Below are 19,701 nucleotides of genomic sequence, written 5' to 3' on the forward strand. Positions count from 1 at the left end.
ATCCGCCGTCCACCCCGCGCGATGATCGACGCGATGTACAACCATGTGCGGGGCTCGTACGTCTGCTCCAGTAATCACGGCCCCGGCATCGGGCCGATACCGCTCCTCCCGGTCGAGGAGGGGGACGGGTGGGAGGACGCAGACGTGACAACGGACAGTGCGGGCAGCGAGACGCCGGAACGAAGACCGCGCCGCCGCCGCTGGCTGCGCGTACTCGCGCTCACGGTGGCCCTGCTGGTGCTGTCGGGGGCCGGGGCGGCGTGGTGGCTCTACGAGCGCCTCGACGGCAACATCAAGACCGACACCCGCACCACCAACGAGCTGCGGAAGTACGAGGCCGAGCGGCCGGTGGCGGTGGTCCGGGACGCACAGAACATCCTGCTCATCGGCTCCGACAACCGCGGCGGCAAGGGCAACGGCAAGTACGGCCAGGACACCGGCACCCAGCGCTCGGACACCACGATCCTGCTGCATCTCCAGGCCGACGGAAAGAGCGCGACCGCCATCTCCATCCCGCGCGATCTGATGGTGGACATCCCCAGCTGCACCCGGCCGGACGGGACGCGCGCCAAGGCCAGGTTCGCCCAATTCAATTGGGCGTTCGAATTCGGCGGGGCGGCCTGCACGATCCGCACCGTCGAAAAGCTCACCGGCATCCGCCTCGACCACCACATGATCGTGGACTTCCGCGGCTTCAAGAAGATGGTGAACGCCGTCGGCGGCGTCGAGGTGTGTCTGAAAGAGCCCATCGACGACGACGAGGCGCATCTGAAGCTGCCCGCGGGCCGTCAGACGCTCCGCGGCGAGCAGGCCCTCGGCTATGTCCGGGCGCGCTACAGCATCGGTGACGGCAGCGACACCGAGCGTATGGGCCGGCAGCAGCAGTTCCTCGGCTCGCTTGTGAAGAAGTTGCAGAGCAATGGTGTGCTGCTCAATCCCCGCCGGCTGTACCCGGTGCTCGACGCGGCGACCTCGTCACTGACCACGGATCCGGGTCTGAACTCACTGAAGGACCTGTACGATCTGGCCCGCGGAATACGGCACATCCCCCGTGAGAAGATCCGTTTCCTCACGATTCCGCGGCAGCCCTACACGTACGACCGGAACCGCGATGAGCTGGTCCAGCCCGACGCCGACCGGCTGTTTCGGCAACTGCGGCTCGATCATCCGGTATCGGTGGCGAAGACGGTCACCCACGCGTCCGGCGACGATCCGAAGAGCGAGAAGAGCGAGAGGTCGACGCCGTACGAGGGAACCACCGCAGCCCATGACATGTGCGAGTAAAGCCGCCAAAAGGTACGCTCAACAGTTCCCCAGAGTTCTCGAAAGGATTGGGCAGATTGCCCAGTTGTAGGGAAGTGGAATTTGTCACCAGCGTCGCTTGACGCTGAACTGGGCGGATAGTGTGAGCGATCCGGTGCGCTTAGCAGGTGGCCGCGCACTATTTTTTGACGATCGACCGAGCGCCTTGAGGGGGAGGCGCCGCGTGGCACCAACGGAGGACTCAGGGGACCGTGGACGCGCAAGGCCATGGGCAGGCGGATGACTTCGATCCCGCCGATCAGTGGGTGTTCGACCCGAACACCGGCAGCTATGAGCTGCGGCTGAATCCTGCCGGAGACCCGGCAGACATCTCTCCCCAGGAGCGGCCGGCCCCGAGACCCCGGAGCCGTCGCCGCGCCCCCGAACCCGATCCCGAGCCGCCGCCGTCCCGCGGGCGGCGCCGGGCGGCGGGTAAATCGGAGAAGGCGGAGAAGCCGACCGGGCCCACCAGCCGCCGCAAGCCGAAACCGAAGAAGTCCAAGGGGAAGAAGGTCCTGTACTGGACCAGCGGCACCCTCGCCTTCATCCTGGTCGGCGGGTCCGTCGCGGCGTACCTCGTCTACCAGCACCTCAACGGCAACATCAAAAAGGTCGACGTCGGCGAGAACAACGCCGCGGTCAGCGACGGCCCGATGAACATCCTGGTCATCGGCACCGACAAGCGCGACGGCAAGGGCAACGAGGGCTATGGCGACGCGGGTAGCGTCGGACATGCCGACACCACCCTCCTCTTCCATGTCTCCGAGGACCGGACGAACGCCACCGCGCTGAGCATTCCGCGCGACATGATCACGGACGTCCCGGAGTGCTCCACCAAGCAGGAGGACGGCTCGCGCAAGAAGATCTCCGGCGATCGGGAGGTCCGCTTCAACACCAGCCTCGGGCAGAAGGGGCGCGACCCCGGCTGCACCTGGGCGACGGTCGAGAAGCTCACCGGGCTGGAGATCGACCACTTCATGATGGCGGACTTCAACGCCGTCAAGACGCTCTCCAGCGCGGTCGGCGGGGTCGAGGTCTGTCTGGGCAAGGACATCGACGACCCCAAGTCGCATCTGAAGCTGAGCAAGGGCCGGCACACCATCGAGGGCGAGGACGCCCTGGCGTTCGTCCGGACCCGGCACAGCGTCGGCTACGAGAGCGACCTGGACCGGATCAAGCTCCAGCAGCAGTTCCTCAGCTCGATGATGCGCAAGATGAAGTCCAGCGGCACGCTGACCAGCCCCACGAAGATGTGGGACCTGGCCAACTCCGCCACCAAGGCGCTCACGGTGGACACCGGCATCGGCACCGTGAACAAGCTGAAGGACCTGGCGCTGAACCTCAGCAAGGTCGATCTCAAGAACGTCACCTTCGTCACGGTCCCCGTGTACGACAACACCGACGGCGCGACGGTGCTGCTCGACAAGGCCAAGGCGGAACCGCTGTTCGCCATGGTCAGGCAGGATGTCTCGCTGACCGAGGTGAAGAAGAAGGAGAAGGCCGACAAGGCGAAGCAGGCCGCCAAGCTCAAGGGCCCCAAGGCCGACCCGGCGAACGTCCGGGTGAAGGTCCTCAACGGCAGCGGGCAGATGGGCGCGGCTCAGGAGACCGTCGACTGGATGCAGAACATCAAGGGGATGATCCGCTCCAGCAACGGCGGAAACGCTTCGGCGGAGCTGAAGAAGACCACGCTGGAGTACGCGCCGAACCAGGCCGACCAGGCGCGCCGCCTGGCCGACAGCATGGGCCTGCCGGCCTCCGCGCTGAAGGAGGGCACCGAGGACGCTGCCCCCATGGCGGAGATGACCCTGACCCTCGGCGCGGACTTCAAGGGCGCCGGCACACCGATCAGCGCTCCGGCAAAGGCGCCGAAGGACATCCAGCGGGTCGAGGCGGACGACAAGAGCGTCTGCGCCAAGTGATCACACCCGGCCATCGGAGCATGCTGCACCCATCGGGCCGGAACCACCATTGATGAACAGGGGAGGCCCGGTGCGGCAGAGCAGTGTGCGGGGGGAGGGCGCCCGTCGGCGGGCGCCCGGCCCCCGCGACGGGGGCGGGGACCGCAAACCACGCGAGGAAGACGGGACCAGGGCACCGCAGGACGCCGGGGCCGAGGGCGGCGGGGACGCCGGAGCCAAGGACGCCGCGGGCGCCGCCGGTGCGGGGGCCGGCGGGGGCCGCGCGGAGTCCCGGCGCGCCTCCCGTACCGAGGCGCAGGGCGGCGGACGCCGCCGCAAGGGCAAGGGGCCGCGCCGCAAAAGGAGCCGAGGCGTGCGAATACTGCGCTGGACCGCGCTGACCCTGGCCGTGCTGATAGTCGGCGCCGCCGGCGCGGGCTATCTCTACTACCAGCACCTGAACGGCAACATCAGGAAGGAGGATCTGGACCTCGGCGACAGCAACCTCACCAAGCCGGAGCCGAACGCCGCGGGCCAGAGTCCCCTCAACATCCTCCTGATCGGGCAGGACAGCCGGAACGACAAGGAGAACCTCAAGCTCGGCGGCGCCAAGGCGGACGTCGGCCGCAAGGGGCTCGCCGATGTGCAGATGCTGATACACGTCTCGGCCGACCGCAGCAACATGTCGGTGATCAGCATCCCGCGCGACACCCGGGTCACCATCCCCAAGTGCACCGACCCGGACGACGACCAGGTCTACGAGAAGACGTTCGCGCCGATCAACGAGTCGCTCACGCACGGCGGCCCCGGCTGCACGGTGGCCACCTGGAAAGAGCTCACCGGCATCTACATCGACCACTTCATGATGGTCGACTTCAAGGGCGTGGTGTCCATGGCGGACGCCATCGGCGGCGTCCCGGTGTGCGTGAACAAAAACATCTACTCCCACGACAGCAGGGGCCACGGCTCCGGTCTGAAGCTGACCAAGGGCACCCACCCGGTCAAGGGCGAGCAGGCGCTCGCGTGGCTGCGGACGCGCTACGGCTTCGAGGACAACACCGACATCGGCCGCGCCAAGGCCCAGCACATGTACATGACGTCGATGATCCGGCAGCTGAAGTCCGGCACCAAGCTCTCCGACCCGGGCCAGCTGATGGACCTGGCGGAGGCCGCGACCAGCGCGCTGACCGTCGACCGCGGCCTCGGCACCGTCAAGAAGCTGTACGACCTCGGCAACGACCTCAAGCGGGTGCCGACCAAGCGGACCACCATGGTCACCATGCCCTGGGAGTACCGCAACGACGGCGAGTACGTGGTGCCCAAGCCCGGCGACGCCGAGAAGACCTTCTCGCTCATCCGCAACGACACCGCGCTGGACGGCAAGGACAAGAAGAAGCCCGACAAGGTTCCGGCCCCCAGTGAGCCCAAGGGCGAGCTCCCGGTGGTCGTGCAGAACGGCACCGCTTCCACCGTCCTGGGGCCGGTCTCCGGCCGGGCCAGCGCCATCACCGATGAGCTGGTCCGGCTCGGCTACGCCGCGGCCAAGGCCAACACCGAGCTGACCTCGCAGGCCGACACCACCATCAACTACCCGGGCGAGGCCAAGCAGGGCGACGCCCTGGCCGTGGCCAAGGCGCTGGGGCTGCCGAAGAGCGCGGTGAAGGAGTCCCAGTCGGTCACCGAGGTGACGCTGGTGGTCGGCAACGACTGGCGCGAGGGCGCGGCCTACCCGAAGTCCGACGCCACGGACGAGGACAAGGCGCCCCAGATCGACGACAAGATCAACGGCGAGGAGAAGAAGTGCATGGACGTCAACCCGGACTACACGTTCTGAGCCTCCCCGAGCACCTCTGAGCAGCGCGAAGGGGCCGGATCCCACAAAGATCCGGCCCCTTCTCCGTACCCAGCCGCCGGCTGCCGGCCGACTGGCTGCTAGCTGCTCATGACCGCCGGGCGGCGGCTGGCGATGACCTTCTTGGCGAGCGCGCGAGGGCTGGTGAGGAAGCCCCAGCCCCACGACATGTGCATGGTCGCCAGCGCCACCGGGATCTGGAGCCGGGCCTTCACCGGGAGCCCCTTGCCGGCCGGGACGGAGCCCGCCGCGATGGCCGCCAGATAGCCGCCCGGCACCAGCAGCCCCCACGGGGTCAGCGCGGCGCCCACCACGACGCCCGCCGCGATGGCCACGACGGCGGTCGGCGGCGCCAGATAGCGCAGATTGATCGAGCCCTGGTGGAAGCGGGCCACCACATGCCGCCAGCGGCCGTAGTTCCGGTACTGCTTGGCCAGCTCCCGCACATTGGGGCGCGGCCGGTACGAGACCTTGAGCTCGGGCGAGAACCAGATCAGCCCGCCCGCCTCGCGGATCCGGAAGTTCAGCTCCCAGTCCTGGGCGCGGATGAACTCCTCGTTGTAGCCGCCCTGCCGCTCCAGCACCTCACGCCGGAAGACCCCGAGGTACACGGTCTCGGCCGGGGCCGCCTCGCCGCCGGTGTGGAAGGCGGCGTTGCCCACGCCGATCTTGGAGGTCATGGCGGCGGCGACGGCGTGCTCCCAGTCGTTCTCGCCCTCGGCGTGCATGATGCCGCCGACGTTCTGCGCGCCGGTCTCCTCCATGAGCCGCACGGCGGTCGCGATGTAGTTGGGCGAGAGCATCCCGTGGCCGTCGACCCGCACCACCACCGGGTGGCGGGAGGCCTTGATCGCCGCGTTCAGCGCGGCGGGGGTGCGGCCCGTGGGGTTGGGGACCGTGTGCACCCGCGGGTCCTCGCGCACCAGCTCGGCGGCGATCTCGTCGGTGCGGTCCGTGGACGGGCCGAGGGCGATCACCACCTCCATCTCTCCGGCGTACTCCTGCTCCAGGATGTGCCGGACGGAGTTGCGCAGATGGCGTTCCTCATTGAGCACCGGCATGATCACGGAGACCGCCGGGAGCTGATGCGGGGGCATGGCACCTCGGAGCTCGGGGGGTGGGTTCGAAAGGTCACGTTACCGCGAATGGGGGACGCCGGAGCGCGCCGCCCGGGTGGCAGCGGGCGGGGCGGGCGGCGTGGGGCCACCGCGCCGCTCATCGTATGGACCTACGGTGTCGGCGGTTGTGCCCCGTAAGCCCCGCAGGCCCGAAAGCCCCCCGCAGGCCCGTCAGCCCCGCCGGGCCCGTCAGCCCCGCCCGTCACGGAGGTCACCCACAGTGAGCGCACCGGCCCGCCCGCCGCGTCCCCGGCAGTCCTCCCGGCCCCGCTGGGGCCTGCGGATCGCCACGGGCGGCGCCGCCCTGGTGCTGCTCGCCGGGGGTGTCGGGCATCTGCTGGTCGCCGAGCTGGAGTCCGGCATCCACCGGGTCGACGCCTTCGGCGGCCTCGACGACCGGCCGGTCGACAGCGACCGCGGCGTCAACTTCCTGGTGGTCGGCACGGACGGCCGGGACAAGATCACCCCCGCGCAGAAGCGGCGCTACCGGCTGGGCGGCGCCCCCTGCCACTGCACCGACACCATGATGCTGGTGCATCTGTCGGCCGACCGGGACCGCGCCAGCGTGGTCAGCCTCCCCCGCGACTCGTACGCCCGGATCCCCGCGTACACCACCCCGTCCGGGCGGGTGCGCCCCGCGCATCCGCAGAAGCTCAACGCCGCCTACGCCGAGGGCGGCCCCAGCCTGACCGTGCGCACCGTCGAGCACATGACCCGGGTGCACATCGACCACTACCTGGAAGTGGACTTCACCAGCTTCATGAAGACCGTGGACGTGGTGGGCGGGGTGACCGTGTGCACGACCCGGCCGCTCAAGGACAGCTACACGGGGCTGAACCTGCCGGCCGGCACCCACGCCCTGGACGGCGGCCAGGCGCTCCAGTACGTACGCTCCCGGCACCTCGACGGCGCCGCCGACCTGGGCCGGATCCGCCGTCAGCAGCGCTTCCTGGCCGCCGTGATCCACCAGGTCACCGGGAGCGGCACCCTGCTGAACCCGGTGAAGTTCGGCCGGGTCGCGGCCACTCTGCTCGGCTCGGTCCGCGCCGACCGCGGCTTCGGCGCGGCCGACATGGTCGCGCTCGGCCAGGCCATGCGCGGTTTCACCGTCGAGTCCTCGGAGTTCGTCTCCGTCCCGGTCCGGCTGCCCGGCACCCCGGTCAAGGGCCTCGGCTCGACGCTCCGCTGGGACCGGGTGCGGGCCGCGCGCCTGTTCCGGGCCCTCCGCCAGGACCGCCCGCTCGCCGTCCGCCGCCCCAAGCGGCTGCGGGCCACCCTGGTCGACGTGCCCCCCTCCCAGGTCCGGGTCCAGGTGTTCAACGGCACCCACACCACGGGCCTGGCCCGGCGCACCCAGCGGGCGCTGCGCGCGGGCGGCTTCGCCACCGTCGGGGCCCCGGCGGACGCGGCGTCCCAGGGCGTGCGGCACACGCTGATCGAGTACGACCCGATCTGGAACCGCTCGGTGCGCTCCCTGGCGGCCGCGCTTCCGGGCGCCCGGCTCAAGCCCGTGGCCCGGCAGGGGTCGGTGATGCGGGTGACGCTGGGCACGGACTTCCGGGCGGTGCACCCGGTGCGGGCCGAGGACCCCACGGCGGAGCGGGGCGCCGCCAAGGCCGTCACTGGCGCCGAGGTCGCCTGCCCCTAGGCGTGCGGGGGTTGCCGGTGCCGCGTACGGGGCGGGTGGGGCGGCTCTCGGCGGGCTGCGGCTCCCCGCGGCCCGAGCCGGCGGCGCGGCGCAGGCCCAGGTACAGCCCGATCAGGGCGGTCGTCATGCCGATGGTCTGGCTGCACAGGCCCACCCAGGCGGTCAGGAGCGCCGGCGAGTTGGCCTGGAGCGTCGTCCCCTGGGCCGACCGCGGCCCGGGGAGGCCGGACGGGAGGCCGGTGGGAAGACCTGAGGGGAGGCCCGGCGTGTCGTGCAGGGCCGCGGGGGTCATGACCCGCCCGGTCGGCCCCTGCTGCCCGCCCGGCGGCTGCTGCTGGGGTTGCTGCTGGGGTTGCTGGGGCTTGGGTTGTTGCGGCTTGGGTCGCTGGGGCTGATGCGGCGAGGGCCCGCTGGCCGGGGGCGACGTCGGCGGTGGCGTCGGCGGTGATGTCGGGGGTGGCGTCGGGTGCCCGCTGACCGTCGCGGTCCGCGTCGGCGTGGTCGGCGTCGAGGTGCCCGAGGCCGTGGAATGGACGGGGTTGGGCTGGGGGGAGACCGTGCGGACGGGCCTGACCGTCAGCGTGACGAGACCGCCCGCGTTGATGATCGTCCCGCCGACCAGCAGCCCGAGGGCGACGAGCAGCAAGGTGGCGGGGAAGTACAGAACGGCCAGGGACCCTGCTCGGGGAAGGCGCGGCATGCGCCCACTGTACGAACCAACAGTGACGGCACGATCGCGCACCGTTGCGCCTGTCGGGGGCAACCCCGCCGGGGCGCTCAGTCCTCGATGCCGTCGGCGGCCCGCTGGGCGCGCAGCTCCTTGATGGCGCGCCGCCGGGCCAGCCGGTGCGTACGCCGGATCTGGGCCTCCTCGTACCGCCGCTTGTCCCGCTCGGTCTCCGGTATGACCGGTGGCACGGCCCGTGGCCTGCCGTCGGCGTCGACGGCCGCGAAGACCAGATAGGCACTGCCGACCTGGGTGGCGGGCGTGGACTCGTTCCACCGCTCGGCCATCACCCGCACCCCGACCTCCATCGAGGACCGCCCGGTCCAGTTCACCTGGGCCTTCACATGGACGAGGTCCCCGACCCTGACCGGCTCCAGAAAGGCCATCTCGTCCATCGAGGCGGTGACGGCGGGGCCCTCGGAGTGCCGCCCGGCGACCGCCCCCGCCGCGTCATCGACCAGTTTCATGATCACGCCGCCGTGCACGGTACCGAGGAGATTGGTGTCACTGCCGGTCATGATGTGGGAGAGCGTGGTGCGCGAGGCGGAGGTGGGCTTACCCGGAATGTCTGACTCCGGATTCGAGGCCTGAATGGTCATGCGCTCAACCATATGCCGGGCCGATTCTTATCAGGTCTGCAACAGCCGTGCCCCGATCCGGCACCCGCCCTGTAAGGGTGACGACCCGGGAAGGCACACTTCCCTGCATGAGTGATTGGCCCGACGGATGGACGAGCGACCGCAGGGACCGGTACGGCAGCGGCAGCGGCAGCGCCGAACCGGAAGGCGCCCGCGCCATGCCGCATGTGCGGCGTGCGGGCCAGGGCGCCGGCGGCGCGCCGCGGCAGGCCGAGCCGCCACTGCCCCCTGAGATGTCGCCGCGCGGCCCCGTCCCGCACCAGCAGCGCCAGCAGGCGTCCCAGGACTTCGACGGCTACGGCGACGACGACTACAACACCGGCCAGGTCTACGGCCACGGCGCGGGCGGCCCCGGTGGCCCGAGCGGACCGGGCGGACCGGGCGGCCCCGGTGGCCACGGCGGCGCCCCGCGCGCGGCCCGGCCCAAGAACTGGAAGCGCCGGATAACCATCGGCCTGGTCACCTTCCTCGTGCTGCTGCTCGCGGTCGGCGTCGGCACGTACTTCTGGGCCGACTCCAAGCTCCGGCGCGAGGTGGACCTCGGCAAGGTCGAGGACCGGCCGGAGGGCGGCAAGGGCACCAACTACCTGATCGTCGGCTCGGACAGCCGCGAGGGCCTGTCCGCCGAGGAGAAGAAGAAGCTGCACACCGGCTCCGCCGACGGCCGCCGCACCGACTCGATGATCCTCCTGCACGTCGGTGACAACGGGAACACCATGGTCAGCCTGCCCCGTGACTCCTGGGTCACCATCCCGGCCTTCACCGGCCCGGACACCGGCAAGCGCTACCAGCCCTCGCAGAACAAACTGAACGCGTCCTTCTCCATGGCGGGCCCCGAGCTTTTGGTCCGCACGGTCGAGTACAACACCGGCCTGCGCATCGACCACTACGCGGAGATCGGCTTCGACGGCTTCGCCAAGATCGTCGACTCGGTCGGCGGCGTCGAGATCGACATCCCGCAGGACATGAAGGAGAAGAACTCCGGCACGGACTTCAAGAAGGGCAAGCAGACGCTGGACGGCCAGCAGGCGCTCGCCTTCGTGCGCCAGCGCTACGGCCTCGCCGGCGGCGACCTGGACCGCACCAAGAACCAGCAGAAGTTCCTGTCCGCGCTGGCCAACAAGGCCGCCACGCCGAGCACCATCCTCAACCCCTTCAAGCTCTACCCGACCCTGGGCTCCGGCCTGGACTCGCTGATCGTGGACAAGGACATGGGCCTGTGGGACGTGAAGGACATGTTCTTCGCGATGAAGGGCGTCTCCGGCGGTGACGGCAAGCAGATGAACATGCCCGTCTCCAACCCGGGCCTGGCCACCTCCAAGGGCAGCGCGGTCCAGTGGGACATGCCGAAGGTCAAGCAGCTGATGCAGGAGCTGAAGAACGACGAGAAGGTGACCGTCTCCAGCAACTGAGCCTTCCGCCGACGCCAACGGCTGCCGCACCGAACCGGGTGCGGCAGCCGTTCGCGTTTCACCAGACGCCTGAGGGGCCCGGGCGGGCCGGGCCCCTCAGGGCGTCAGTCGCATGTGGGCGGGGTCTCCTTCGTCACCGTGAAGTACACCGGCGGAAAGCCCGCCGCCTCGAACACCGCCTCGTCCTTGGACAGCAGCGTCATATAGCCCGCCGTGGCGTTGCCCCCTTCCGGGGCATCGCCCTCGACCCGCTTGCCGACGCCGGAGCCGACTCCGGAGATCTTCCAGGTCCTGCCGCCGAAGGTCGCCCATGCGATGCCGCAGTGGCTGGGCATGTCGTACGAGTACGCCACCTGCGCCTTCGGCTGCTTCGGCCCCTGCTCCCAGTGCTCCCCCGCCATCTCCCGCGCCTTCAGCCGCTCCTCGGCGGGCGGATCCTCCTTCGACCCGCCACCCCCGCCGCACGCGACCCCGCCCAGCGCCAGCGTCAACACCAGCGCCCCCACGCGAACTCTGCCCACCGCTGCCCCCTGCCCGTGGCTCCACCCCTGTGTGACGCTTCGACGACCAGAGGCGACAGCCGGTTCCGCGGCGGGCCTTACGAGCCTTACGGGAGGTTGCGCGCCATCACGATGCGCTGGACCTGGTTGGTGCCCTCGTAGATCTGCGTGATCTTGGCGTCCCGCATCATCCGCTCGACCGGGTAGTCGCGGGTGTAGCCGTAGCCGCCGAGGAGTTGGACCGCGTCGGTGGTGATCTCCATGGCGGCGTCGGAGGCGTAGCACTTGGCGGCGGCGCCGAAGAAGGTGAGGTCCTCCTTTTTGCCTCCGGCGGCGGCGCGCTCGGACCTGGCGGCCGCCGCGTACGTCAGCTGGCGGGCGGCTTCGAGCTTCATGGCCATGTCGGCGAGCATGAACTGGATGCCCTGGAAGTCGGCGATGCGCTTGCCGAACTGCTTGCGCTCCTGGACATAGCCCTTGGCGTAGTCGAGGGCGCCCTGGGCTATGCCGAGGGCCTGGGCGGCGATGGTGATGCGGGTGTGGTCGAGGGTCCTCATGGCGGTGGCGAAGCCGGTGCCCTCGGCGCCGATCATGCGATCGGCGGGGATGCGGACGTTGTCGAGGTAGACCTCGCGGGTCGGGGAGCCCTTGATGCCCAGCTTCTTCTCGGGGGCGCCGAAGGACACTCCGGGGTCGGACTTCTCGACGACGAAGGCGGATATCCCCTTGGAGCGCTTCTCGGGGGCGGTCACGGCCATGACCGTGTAGTACTCGGAGACCCCGGCGTTGGTGATCCAGCGCTTGACGCCGTCGAGGACGTAGTGGTCGCCGTCGCGCACGGCCTTGGTCTTCATGCCTGCCGCGTCGGAGCCCGCGTCCGGCTCGCTCAGGCAGTACGAGAACATCGCGTCGCCCTTGGCCAGCGGCGCCAGGTACTTCTTCTTCAGCTCCTCGGAGCCGGAGAGGATCACCGGGAGGGAGCCCAGCTTGTTGACGGCGGGGATCAGGGAGGAGGACGCGCAGACGCGGGCGACCTCCTCGATGACGATCACAGTCGCCAGGGCGTCCGCGCCCGCGCCGCCGTACGACTCGGGTACGTGCACCGCGTGCAGGTCATTGGCGACCAGGGCGTCCAGCGCCTCCTGGGGGAACCGCCCCTCCTCGTCGACCTCCGCGGCATGGGGAGCGATCTTCGCCTCGGCGAGCGCGCGCACCGATTCGCGGAGCAGGTCGTGCTCCTCCAACGGCCGGTACAGGTCGAAGTCCATGGAACTCGCCAAGATCTTCTCACTCCCCTGAGTGCTAACTACCGTTAAGTAACTGAATTCTAGAGCGCCGTCCTGATCAGGTACAGGTGACTTTGCCGACAGCGGACGGCAGGGAGGGGACAGGGAGAGGGGCAGCGGATCGGAGCCCGCGCGCGGGCGCGACTATGCTCATGCAGCGCACCCCGCCCACACGCCTTCTGGAGCACGCATGGCCCTCAAGATCACCGTGATCGGCACCGGCTACCTGGGCGCCACACACGCCGCGGCCATGGCCGAGCTCGGCTTCGAGGTGCTGGGCCTGGACGTGGTCCCGGAGAAGATCGAGAAGCTCGCGGCCGGCAAGGCCCCCATGTACGAGCCGGGCCTGGAGGAGCTGCTGCGGCGGCATGTCGCGGGGTTCGAGGGGACGACCGGGCGGCTGCGCTTCTCCACCTCCTACGAGGAGGCCGGCGAGTTCGGCGACATCCACTTCATCTGTGTGAACACTCCGCAGAAGCACGGCGAGTACGCGTGTGACATGAGTTACGTGGACGCCGCCGTCGAGTCCCTCGCCCCGCATCTGCGCCGCCCCGCCCTGGTCGTCGGCAAGTCCACCGTCCCGGTCGGCAGCGCGGTCCGGCTCGCGGCCCGGCTGGCGGAGCTGGCCCCGGTGGGGGCGGACGCCGAGCTGGCCTGGAACCCGGAGTTCCTGCGGGAGGGCTTCGCCGTGCAGGACACCCTGCACCCGGACCGCATCGTGGTCGGTGTGACGAGCGACCGCGCGGAGAAGCTGCTGCGCGAGGTTTACGAGACGCCGCTCGCAGAAGGCTCGCCGTTCGTCGTCACCGACTTCCCGACCTCCGAGCTGGTGAAGACCGCGGCCAACTCCTTCCTCGCGACCAAGATCTCGTTCATCAACGCCATGGCCGAGGTCTGTGAGGCCTCGGACGGCGATGTGGTCAAGCTGGCCGAGGCCATCGGCCATGACGACCGCATCGGGAAGAAGTTCCTGCGGGCCGGGATCGGCTTCGGCGGCGGCTGTCTGCCCAAGGACATCCGGGCCTTCATGGCGCGCGCCGGTGAACTCGGCGCCGACCAGGCGCTGACCTTCCTGCGCGAGGTCGACTCGATCAACATGCGGCGGCGCGGCCACATGGTCGAGCTGGCCCGCGACGCCGTCGGCGGCAGCTTCCTCGGGAAGCGCGTCGCGGTGCTGGGGGCGACCTTCAAGCCGGACTCGGACGACGTGCGGGACTCCCCCGCGCTCAATGTCGCGGGCCAGATCCACCTCCAGGGCGCCCAGGTCACCGTCTTCGACCCCAAGGGCATGGACAACGCGCGCGCCCAGTTCCCCACCCTCGCCTACGCGCCCAGCGCGCTGGAGGCCGCGCAGGGCGCGCACGCGGTGCTGCACCTGACCGAGTGGGCCGAGTTCCGCGAGCTGGACCCGGCGGCGCTGGGCAAGGCCGTCGCGGAGCGCCGGATCCTCGACGGGCGCAACGCGCTGGACCCGGAGCGGTGGCGCGAGGCGGGCTGGACCTACCGGGCGCTGGGCCGCCCCACGGCCTGAACCTCCACGGCCTGAACCTCCACGGCCTGATCCCCCACGACCCGGCCGGGCGCCGTCAGGCGCCCGCCGCGTCCAGCTCGTCGATCGTCGCCAGCGAAGGGCCTCGGTGGGTGCCGAGGTCCCGGGCCACCGCCTCCGCGTCCCGCAGCACCCGCACCGCGTTGTGCCAGGTCAGCTTGGCCAGGTCCGCCTCGGACCAGCGGCGCTCCAGCAGCTCGGCGATCAGGTTCGGATAGCCCGCGACATCGGCGAGGTCCGAGGGGACGAAGGGCGTGCCGTCGTAGTCGCCGCCGATGCCGAGGTGGTCGATGCCCGCCACCTCGCGCATGTGGTCGAGGTGGTCGGCGACGGTGGCCGCGGTGGCCACCGGGCGGGGGTTGGCCTCCTCGTACGCCTGGTGGATCTTCATGGCCTCGGGCGTGGTCGCCACCGGGTCCAGGCCGTGGGCGCGCATGTTCTCCTCCGCCGCCCGCGTCCATGCCACGGCCTCGGGCAGCACGAACTTCGGGACGAAGGTGACCATCGCCACACCCCCGTTGGCGGGCAGCAGCGCGAGGACGTCGTCGGGGATGTTGCGCGGGTGGTCGCACACGGCGCGCGACGAGGAGTGCGAGAAGACGACGGGGGCGTCGGTCACCCGCAGCGCGTCCCGCATGGTGTCCGCCGAGACATGCGAGAGGTCGACGAGCATGCCGATCCGGTTCATCTCCCGGACGACCTCCTCGCCGAAGCGGGTGAGGCCGTGGGCGCGCGGCTCGTCGGTCGCGGAGTCCGCCCAGGGGATGTTGTCGTTGTGCGTGAGCGTCATATAGCGCACGCCGAGTTCGTACAGCGCGCGCAGCGTGGCGAGCGAGCAGTTGATGCTGTGGCCGCCCTCCGCGCCCATGAGCGAGGCGATCCGGCCCTCGGCCCGCGCCGCCTCCATGTCGTCGGCGGTGTGGGCGAGCCGCAGATCGGAGGGGTAGCGGTCGGCCAGCCGCCGCACCACGTCGATCTGTTCGAGGGTGGCGCTGACCGCCGCGTCGCCGCTCAGCCGCGAGGGGACGTAGACGGACCAGAACTGCGCGCCCACGCCGCCCGCCCGCAGCCGCGGGATGTCGGTGTGCAGATGGGCGCGCTGGTCGAGGGCGATATCGCGCCGGTCGAGGTCGTAGCGGACCTGCTCGCGCAGGGCCCAGGGGAGGTCGTTGTGGCCGTCGACGACGGGGTGGGCGGCCAGCAGGGCACGGGCTTGCGCGAGTCGCTCGGTCATTCCCCCATCCTCTTACGTGGCCCCGGCCCACGTCACGGGGGCCACGTCGGACACGCCCGGCATGCCGGGCATGCCCCGTACGGGGTCCTGCGCCCCGCTACTTCCCGAAGCCGAAGGACTTCGCGCCGTCCACCTTGGCGCGCAGCCGCTTGCCCTTCTGCGTCGCCTGCTCGTTCAGCTCCTCCTGGAAGTCGCGCATCCGGGCGAGCAGTTCGGGGTCGTGGGCGGCCAGCATCCGGGCGGCCAGCAGCCCGGCGTTGCGGGCGCCGCCGACGGAGACGGTGGCCACGGGCACGCCCGCGGGCATCTGGACGATCGACAGCAGCGAGTCCATCCCGTCCAGGTACTTCAGCGGGACCGGCACGCCGATCACCGGCAGCGGGGTGACGGAGGCCAGCATGCCCGGGAGATGGGCGGCGCCGCCGGCGCCCGCGATGATCGACTTGAGGCCGCGGGGCGCCGCGTTCTCGCCGTATGTGACCATCTCGCGCGGCATGCGGTGGGCGGAGACCACGTCCACCTCGTACGGGATCTCGAACTCGTCGAGGGCCTTCGCCGCCTCCTCCATCACGGGCCAGTCGGAGTCGGAACCCATGACGATGCCGACGACGGGGGTGCTGGGGCTGCTCATTCGGTGATGGTCCCTCGGAGGTAGTCGGCGGCGTGGCGGCCGCGCTCGCGCACGTCGGCCAGGTCGTCGCCGTAGGTGTTGACGTGGCCGACCTTGCGGCCGGGCTTCACATCCTTGCCGTACATATGGATCTTCAGGGCGGGGTCGCGGGCCATGCAGTGCAGATAGGCGGTGTACATGTCGGGGTAGTCGCCGCCGAGCACATTGGTCATCACGGTCCAGGTGGCGCGCGGGCGCGGATCGCCGAGCGGCAGGTCGAGCACGGCGCGCACATGGTTGGCGAACTGGGAGGTGACGGCGCCGTCCTGGGTCCAGTGGCCGGAGTTGTGCGGGCGCATCGCCAGTTCGTTGACCAGCAGCCGCCCGTCCCGGGTCTCGAAGAGCTCGACCGCGAGATGGCCGACGACCCCGAGCTCCGCCGCGATCTTCAGCGCCATCTCCTGGGCCTGCCCGGACAGCTCGTCGGAGAGCCCGGGGGCCGGGGCGATCACGGTGTCGCAGACCCCGTTGACCTGGATCGACTCGACGACGGGGTAGGCGACGGCCTGGCCGTGCGGGGACCGTACGACATTGGCGGCCAGCTCGCGGGCGAAGTCGACCTTCTCCTCGGCGAGGACCGGCACCCCGGCGCGGAAGGGCTCGGCCGCCTCGGCCGCGTCCCGGACAACCCACACGCCCTTGCCGTCGTAACCGCCGCGCACGGTCTTGAGGACGACCGGAAAACCGTCACCCTCCGTCGCGAACCGCTCGACGTCGGCGGGGTCGGCCACGATGCGGTGGCGGGGGCAGGGCACCCCGGCGGCGCGCAGCCGCTCCCGCATCACGCCCTTGTCCTGGGCGTGCAGCAGCGCCTCGACGCCGGGGCGGATGACGACGCCGTCCGCCTCCAGGGCGCGCAGGTGCTCGGCCGGGACATGTTCGTGATCGAAGGTGACCACATCACAGCCCTGTGCGAACGCACGAAGGGTCTCCAGGTCGCGGTAGTCCCCCACCACGACGTCGCTGACCACCTGGGCCGCCGAGTCCTGGCGGGTGTCACTGAGCAGCTTGAACCTGATACCGAGGGGGATGCCCGCCTCGTGGGTCATACGGGCGAGCTGGCCGCCGCCGACCATGCCGACTACCGGGAATGTCACGCCCCCAGGGTAGCTTCCCGGCCAGGCGCGCCCCGGGGCGCGTATCCAGGGCCCCGAGGGGCTGCCTCGGCGGATCTATTGGATGTTGCTCCTCGACGTTATGATCTCCGTGCATTCGACATGGATCTGTCAGCAGGGTTTGACGTGGACCTGCTGAGCAGGTCCTACGGGGGGAAGCCGAATGACGACGGGCAGGCTGAGAGAGAAGTTCACCGACAACCAGGACGGGCTGAACAAGCTGCACAAGCGCGTCCAGGCGATCCAGGTGGACGCCGATTCACTCGACGACCAGCTGAGGGTCCGCAATGACCTGGCCGGCGCGATCGCCGAGGCGCGGGAATTCTCCGCCCCGCACGGCAGCTCGGACCACATCGACGGCGTCGCGGCGGGCTACGGAAAAGCGGCCGCGATCGTGGACAGGGCCCAGGGCGATCTGAGGAAGGTCGCCAAGGACGGGCTGCCCGCCGTGTGGGTGGGCACCGCAGGGGCGAAAGCGAGCGAGGTCGTGGGCGCCGCCTCGTACTCCGCCGATCAGATGGCCCAGAAGCTCCAGGAGGCCGTACCCGTACTGAAGGCCCTCTCCATGGGCATCGGCAAGGCCCAGGCGAGGCACGACTACGGGCTCACCGCGCTCGAAGTCGCGGCGTCGATCCTGAACAACGGCGACCTCATCATGCCGCCGGACGAGCTGCGCGAGGCCAGGACCGCCGTCCTCGACGGCGTCTCGTATATGAGCGAGGCCGCCGGCGGTGCCAAGGCGGCCGGCATCGAGGCCCAGAAGGCGCTCACCAAGCTGGCGTCCGAGGCCCGGGCCCGGAAGGTCACCGCCGACGGGCTCACCGACGCCGACCGGCTCGTCCTCGCCGACGCCGCGGCCCCCGGCGGGCCCGCAGAACTCAACGAGATCCTCACCGCCAACGAACTCAAGCGGTCCTCCGAGTTCATGGACAAGATGAACGCGCACGACAAGGCGGAGTTCGACCGGCTGCTGTCCGCCGCCAAGTCCCCGCAGGAACGGGCGTATCTGATGAAGGCCCTGGCCGCGGGGCACGACGTACGGGAGATCGACCGCTTCGCCCAGCAGATCCACGGCCGGTCCCCGCAGTGGCTGAGCGACCGCCTCACCCCCGTCGTCATCCAGAGCACCGACGCCGGCACCAACGACGTGAACTACCAGGGCGCCAAGTGGGACCAGGGTCCGGACGGGACATGTGTCGCCTCGTCCACCGTCAACGCACGGGCGATGATCGACCCGCTGTACGCCTTCAACCTCACGACCGGTGGCCATCCCGGCGACCCCAAGTACGACAACCCCGCGGCGTTCAGCGAGCGCCTGCGGGATGAGCAGCACCGCGCCCACTACGCGGCCGACGGCGATCCGCTCCCCTATGGCGGCGGCATTGACGAGACCGAACGGGAGCGGCTCAACGACGTCGAGTTGGGCAGGCACACCGGCGCCGACTACGCCGAACGGAGGCTGGACAACGCCGAGGACCGTCGCGCGTCTCTGGTCGAGGTCGAGAAGCAGCTCGACAACGGCGTGCCCGTCCAGGTCTTCGTCACGGGCTCCACCGGCCAGCACGCGATGATGATCGTCGGGCACGAGGGCGACAGACTCCAGGTCTACAACCCCTGGGGCACCACCACCTGGGTCAGCGAGGACGACTTCGTCAACAACCGGATGGGCTACGCAAACAACGGCTACTACCCGACCGCCTACGCCATCTCCCTGCCGAAGTGACCATGAACACCTTTACCCATCGCACCTCCGCCCTGCTCCTGACCGGCCTCGCGCTCTGCGCGGCGGGCTGCCAGGACACCACCACTCCCAACGAGCACGCCGAGCCGACCTCGGCCTCGTCCTCCCCCACCTCCTCCCCCTCGCCGTCCTCCGACCCGAAACCCACCGGTCTCGGCACGGTCCACCAGGACCCGGGCTACTCCAAGGACCTGGACCGCGCCGAGGGCCCGCTCACCGTCAAGAGCGGCGAGCGGTTCTCGATCGCCATGCGGCAGAACATCTCCGCGCGCGCCGACTGGAGCCTGGCCGAGCCCGGCCCGTCGGCGGCGGTGCTGCGCAAGGTGGGCGAGAGCTCGTACCAGACCGCCCGGGAGAAGGAACTGGTCGGCGGGGGCCACACCAAGTACTTCACCTTCGAGGCGCTGAAGGCCGGAGAGACCCGGATCGTCCTCGCCAACTCCTTCGGCACGGACAAATCCGCCGGAGGCTACTCCCCCGACCTTCCCCGCACCGTCACCTATCGGGTGACCGTGCGCTGATCCGGCGTTTCGGGACGACGCCCATGGCCCGCCCGTCCCGGTCTCAGTCACGATGGTTAGGATTCGGCCGTATTTGGCGCGGACCCACCGCGTCCACTTCCTCGGGGGAGGCATTGATGGGGCAGGACAAGGACCTCGGCATCCAACACGGCGGCGCGCTCAGTCAGGGGGAGCGCCTGGGGCTCGCCGCCGATGACATCAAGGCGGCCAAGGGGCTGCTGGAGCAGGGCGACGAGGGCGGCGGGCTCCCCGGATTCGGCGGGCTCCTCGAACTGCCCTCCTCCCTGATGCACTTCGGCGAGTACGGGGCCGCGTCCGCCTTCAACGACTTCTCCGACGCCTGGATCGCCGAATGCAAGACCCTTGAGGGCGCGGTGCGCGAGCTCCAGAAGAAGATCGGGGTCAGTTCGAGGGCGTATCACGGAACCGACCTCGCCAGAAAGAGCGAGTTCAGCGCCATCGACCGCTTCTCGCAGAACCCCTGAGA

At 70.2% G+C, this 19,701-nt stretch carries 17 protein-coding genes; 9 read left to right on the forward strand and 8 right to left on the reverse strand.

Annotation, left to right across the window (positions count from 1 at the left end; all coding sequences use genetic code 11):
• The first annotated feature begins 21 nt into the window (after positions 1–21).
• The 3 genes from ABTY62_RS41785 (at position 22) to ABTY62_RS41795 (ending at position 5,037) form a co-directional block, all read left to right on the forward strand.
• Positions 22–1,284, forward strand: a complete 1,263-nt coding sequence (locus tag ABTY62_RS41785) for an LCP family protein (protein WP_502997625.1) — start codon at positions 22–24, stop codon at positions 1,282–1,284.
• Positions 1,285–1,514: 230 nt separating this feature from the next.
• Complete coding sequence (locus ABTY62_RS41790) at positions 1,515–3,224, forward strand: LCP family protein (RefSeq protein ID WP_352134612.1); 1,710 nt, start codon at positions 1,515–1,517, stop codon at positions 3,222–3,224.
• Between the two features lie 70 nt (positions 3,225–3,294).
• A complete protein-coding gene (locus tag ABTY62_RS41795; protein ID WP_352134613.1) occupies positions 3,295–5,037 on the forward strand; it encodes an LCP family protein in 1,743 nt (580 codons plus the stop codon).
• A gap of 98 nt (positions 5,038–5,135) precedes the next feature.
• Here the strand turns inward: ABTY62_RS41795 and ABTY62_RS41800 are convergent, their stop codons facing one another.
• Positions 5,136–6,152, reverse strand: a complete 1,017-nt coding sequence (locus ABTY62_RS41800; protein ID WP_352134614.1) for a glycosyltransferase family 2 protein — start codon at positions 6,150–6,152, stop codon at positions 5,136–5,138.
• Between the two features lie 148 nt (positions 6,153–6,300).
• Between ABTY62_RS41800 and ABTY62_RS41805 the strand changes: the two genes are divergently transcribed.
• A complete protein-coding gene (locus ABTY62_RS41805) occupies positions 6,301–7,821 on the forward strand; it encodes an LCP family protein (protein WP_502997626.1) in 1,521 nt (506 codons plus the stop codon).
• Here the strand turns inward: ABTY62_RS41805 and ABTY62_RS41810 are convergent.
• Together ABTY62_RS41810 and ABTY62_RS41815 are read right to left on the reverse strand one after the other, a co-directional pair.
• Positions 7,793–8,521, reverse strand: coding sequence for a hypothetical protein (locus ABTY62_RS41810; protein WP_352134616.1), 729 nt, complete (start codon positions 8,519–8,521; stop codon positions 7,793–7,795). The genes ABTY62_RS41805 and ABTY62_RS41810 overlap by 29 nt on opposite strands.
• Positions 8,522–8,598: 77 nt before the next feature.
• The gene (locus tag ABTY62_RS41815; RefSeq protein WP_311729424.1) at positions 8,599–9,147 is read right to left on the reverse strand and encodes an acyl-CoA thioesterase; all 549 of its coding nucleotides are present in this window, start codon (positions 9,145–9,147) and stop codon (positions 8,599–8,601) included.
• 107 nt (positions 9,148–9,254) lie between these two features.
• On the opposite strand from ABTY62_RS41815, the gene ABTY62_RS41820 reads away from it, so the two are divergent.
• Positions 9,255–10,598, forward strand: coding sequence for an LCP family protein (locus ABTY62_RS41820; protein WP_352134617.1), 1,344 nt, complete (start codon positions 9,255–9,257; stop codon positions 10,596–10,598).
• A gap of 104 nt (positions 10,599–10,702) precedes the next feature.
• Here ABTY62_RS41820 and ABTY62_RS41825 read toward each other — a convergent pair whose 3' ends face one another.
• Together ABTY62_RS41825 and ABTY62_RS41830 are read right to left on the reverse strand one after the other, a co-directional pair.
• Positions 10,703–11,119, reverse strand: a complete 417-nt coding sequence (locus tag ABTY62_RS41825) for a hypothetical protein (RefSeq protein ID WP_352134618.1) — start codon at positions 11,117–11,119, stop codon at positions 10,703–10,705.
• Between the two features lie 86 nt (positions 11,120–11,205).
• A complete protein-coding gene (locus ABTY62_RS41830; protein ID WP_311729421.1) occupies positions 11,206–12,378 on the reverse strand; it encodes an acyl-CoA dehydrogenase family protein in 1,173 nt (390 codons plus the stop codon).
• A 196-nt stretch (positions 12,379–12,574) separates the two neighbouring features.
• Here ABTY62_RS41830 and ABTY62_RS41835 point away from each other — a divergent pair, with 196 nt between their 5' ends.
• Complete coding sequence (locus ABTY62_RS41835) at positions 12,575–13,915, forward strand: UDP-glucose dehydrogenase family protein (protein WP_352134619.1); 1,341 nt, start codon at positions 12,575–12,577, stop codon at positions 13,913–13,915.
• Between the two features lie 55 nt (positions 13,916–13,970).
• On the opposite strand, the gene ABTY62_RS41840 is transcribed toward ABTY62_RS41835, so the two are convergent.
• From ABTY62_RS41840 to ABTY62_RS41850, 3 genes are all read right to left on the reverse strand, one after another.
• Entirely contained in the window at positions 13,971–15,167 is a 1,197-nt protein-coding gene (locus tag ABTY62_RS41840) for a dipeptidase (RefSeq protein ID WP_352134620.1), read from the reverse strand.
• Positions 15,168–15,264: 97 nt separating this feature from the next.
• Complete coding sequence (gene purE, locus ABTY62_RS41845) at positions 15,265–15,798, reverse strand: 5-(carboxyamino)imidazole ribonucleotide mutase (RefSeq protein ID WP_352134621.1); 534 nt, start codon at positions 15,796–15,798, stop codon at positions 15,265–15,267.
• Positions 15,795–16,934, reverse strand: a complete 1,140-nt coding sequence (locus tag ABTY62_RS41850) for a 5-(carboxyamino)imidazole ribonucleotide synthase (protein ID WP_502997627.1) — start codon at positions 16,932–16,934, stop codon at positions 15,795–15,797. Before ABTY62_RS41850 ends, purE begins: the two co-directional genes overlap by 4 nt.
• Before the next feature lie 181 nt (positions 16,935–17,115).
• Between ABTY62_RS41850 and ABTY62_RS41855 the strand changes: the two genes are divergently transcribed.
• The 3 genes from ABTY62_RS41855 (at position 17,116) to ABTY62_RS41865 (ending at position 19,699) form a co-directional block, all read left to right on the forward strand.
• Positions 17,116–18,675, forward strand: a complete 1,560-nt coding sequence (locus ABTY62_RS41855) for a cysteine peptidase family C39 domain-containing protein (RefSeq protein ID WP_352134622.1) — start codon at positions 17,116–17,118, stop codon at positions 18,673–18,675.
• 2 nt (positions 18,676–18,677) lie between these two features.
• Positions 18,678–19,214 (forward strand): protease inhibitor I42 family protein, encoded by a 537-nt coding sequence (locus ABTY62_RS41860; protein WP_352134623.1) that lies wholly within the window; start codon positions 18,678–18,680, stop codon positions 19,212–19,214.
• Positions 19,215–19,330: 116 nt separating this feature from the next.
• Positions 19,331–19,699 (forward strand): hypothetical protein, encoded by a 369-nt coding sequence (locus ABTY62_RS41865; protein ID WP_352134624.1) that lies wholly within the window; start codon positions 19,331–19,333, stop codon positions 19,697–19,699.
• Positions 19,700–19,701: the final 2 nt, after the last annotated feature.

The organism is Streptomyces sp. NPDC097640, from assembly GCF_040302705.1.
GTDB lineage: Bacteria > Actinomycetota > Actinomycetes > Streptomycetales > Streptomycetaceae > Streptomyces.

Bases quoted from the DNA above. Each gene is read 5' to 3' on its own strand.
- ABTY62_RS41785 (WP_502997625.1), top strand. From the start codon at position 22: ATGATCGACGCGATGTACAACCATGTGCGGGGCTCGTACGTCTGCTCC.
- ABTY62_RS41800 (WP_352134614.1), bottom strand. From the start codon at position 6,152: ATGCCCCCGCATCAGCTCCCGGCGGTCTCCGTGATCATGCCGGTGCTC.
- ABTY62_RS41810 (WP_352134616.1), bottom strand. From the start codon at position 8,521: ATGCCGCGCCTTCCCCGAGCAGGGTCCCTGGCCGTTCTGTACTTCCCC.
- ABTY62_RS41815 (WP_311729424.1), bottom strand. From the start codon at position 9,147: ATGACCATTCAGGCCTCGAATCCGGAGTCAGACATTCCGGGTAAGCCC.
- ABTY62_RS41820 (WP_352134617.1), top strand. From the start codon at position 9,255: ATGAGTGATTGGCCCGACGGATGGACGAGCGACCGCAGGGACCGGTAC.
- ABTY62_RS41835 (WP_352134619.1), top strand. From the start codon at position 12,575: ATGGCCCTCAAGATCACCGTGATCGGCACCGGCTACCTGGGCGCCACA.
- ABTY62_RS41840 (WP_352134620.1), bottom strand. From the start codon at position 15,167: ATGACCGAGCGACTCGCGCAAGCCCGTGCCCTGCTGGCCGCCCACCCC.
- purE (WP_352134621.1), bottom strand. From the start codon at position 15,798: ATGAGCAGCCCCAGCACCCCCGTCGTCGGCATCGTCATGGGTTCCGAC.
- ABTY62_RS41855 (WP_352134622.1), top strand. From the start codon at position 17,116: ATGACGACGGGCAGGCTGAGAGAGAAGTTCACCGACAACCAGGACGGG.
- ABTY62_RS41860 (WP_352134623.1), top strand. From the start codon at position 18,678: ATGAACACCTTTACCCATCGCACCTCCGCCCTGCTCCTGACCGGCCTC.
- ABTY62_RS41865 (WP_352134624.1), top strand. From the start codon at position 19,331: ATGGGGCAGGACAAGGACCTCGGCATCCAACACGGCGGCGCGCTCAGT.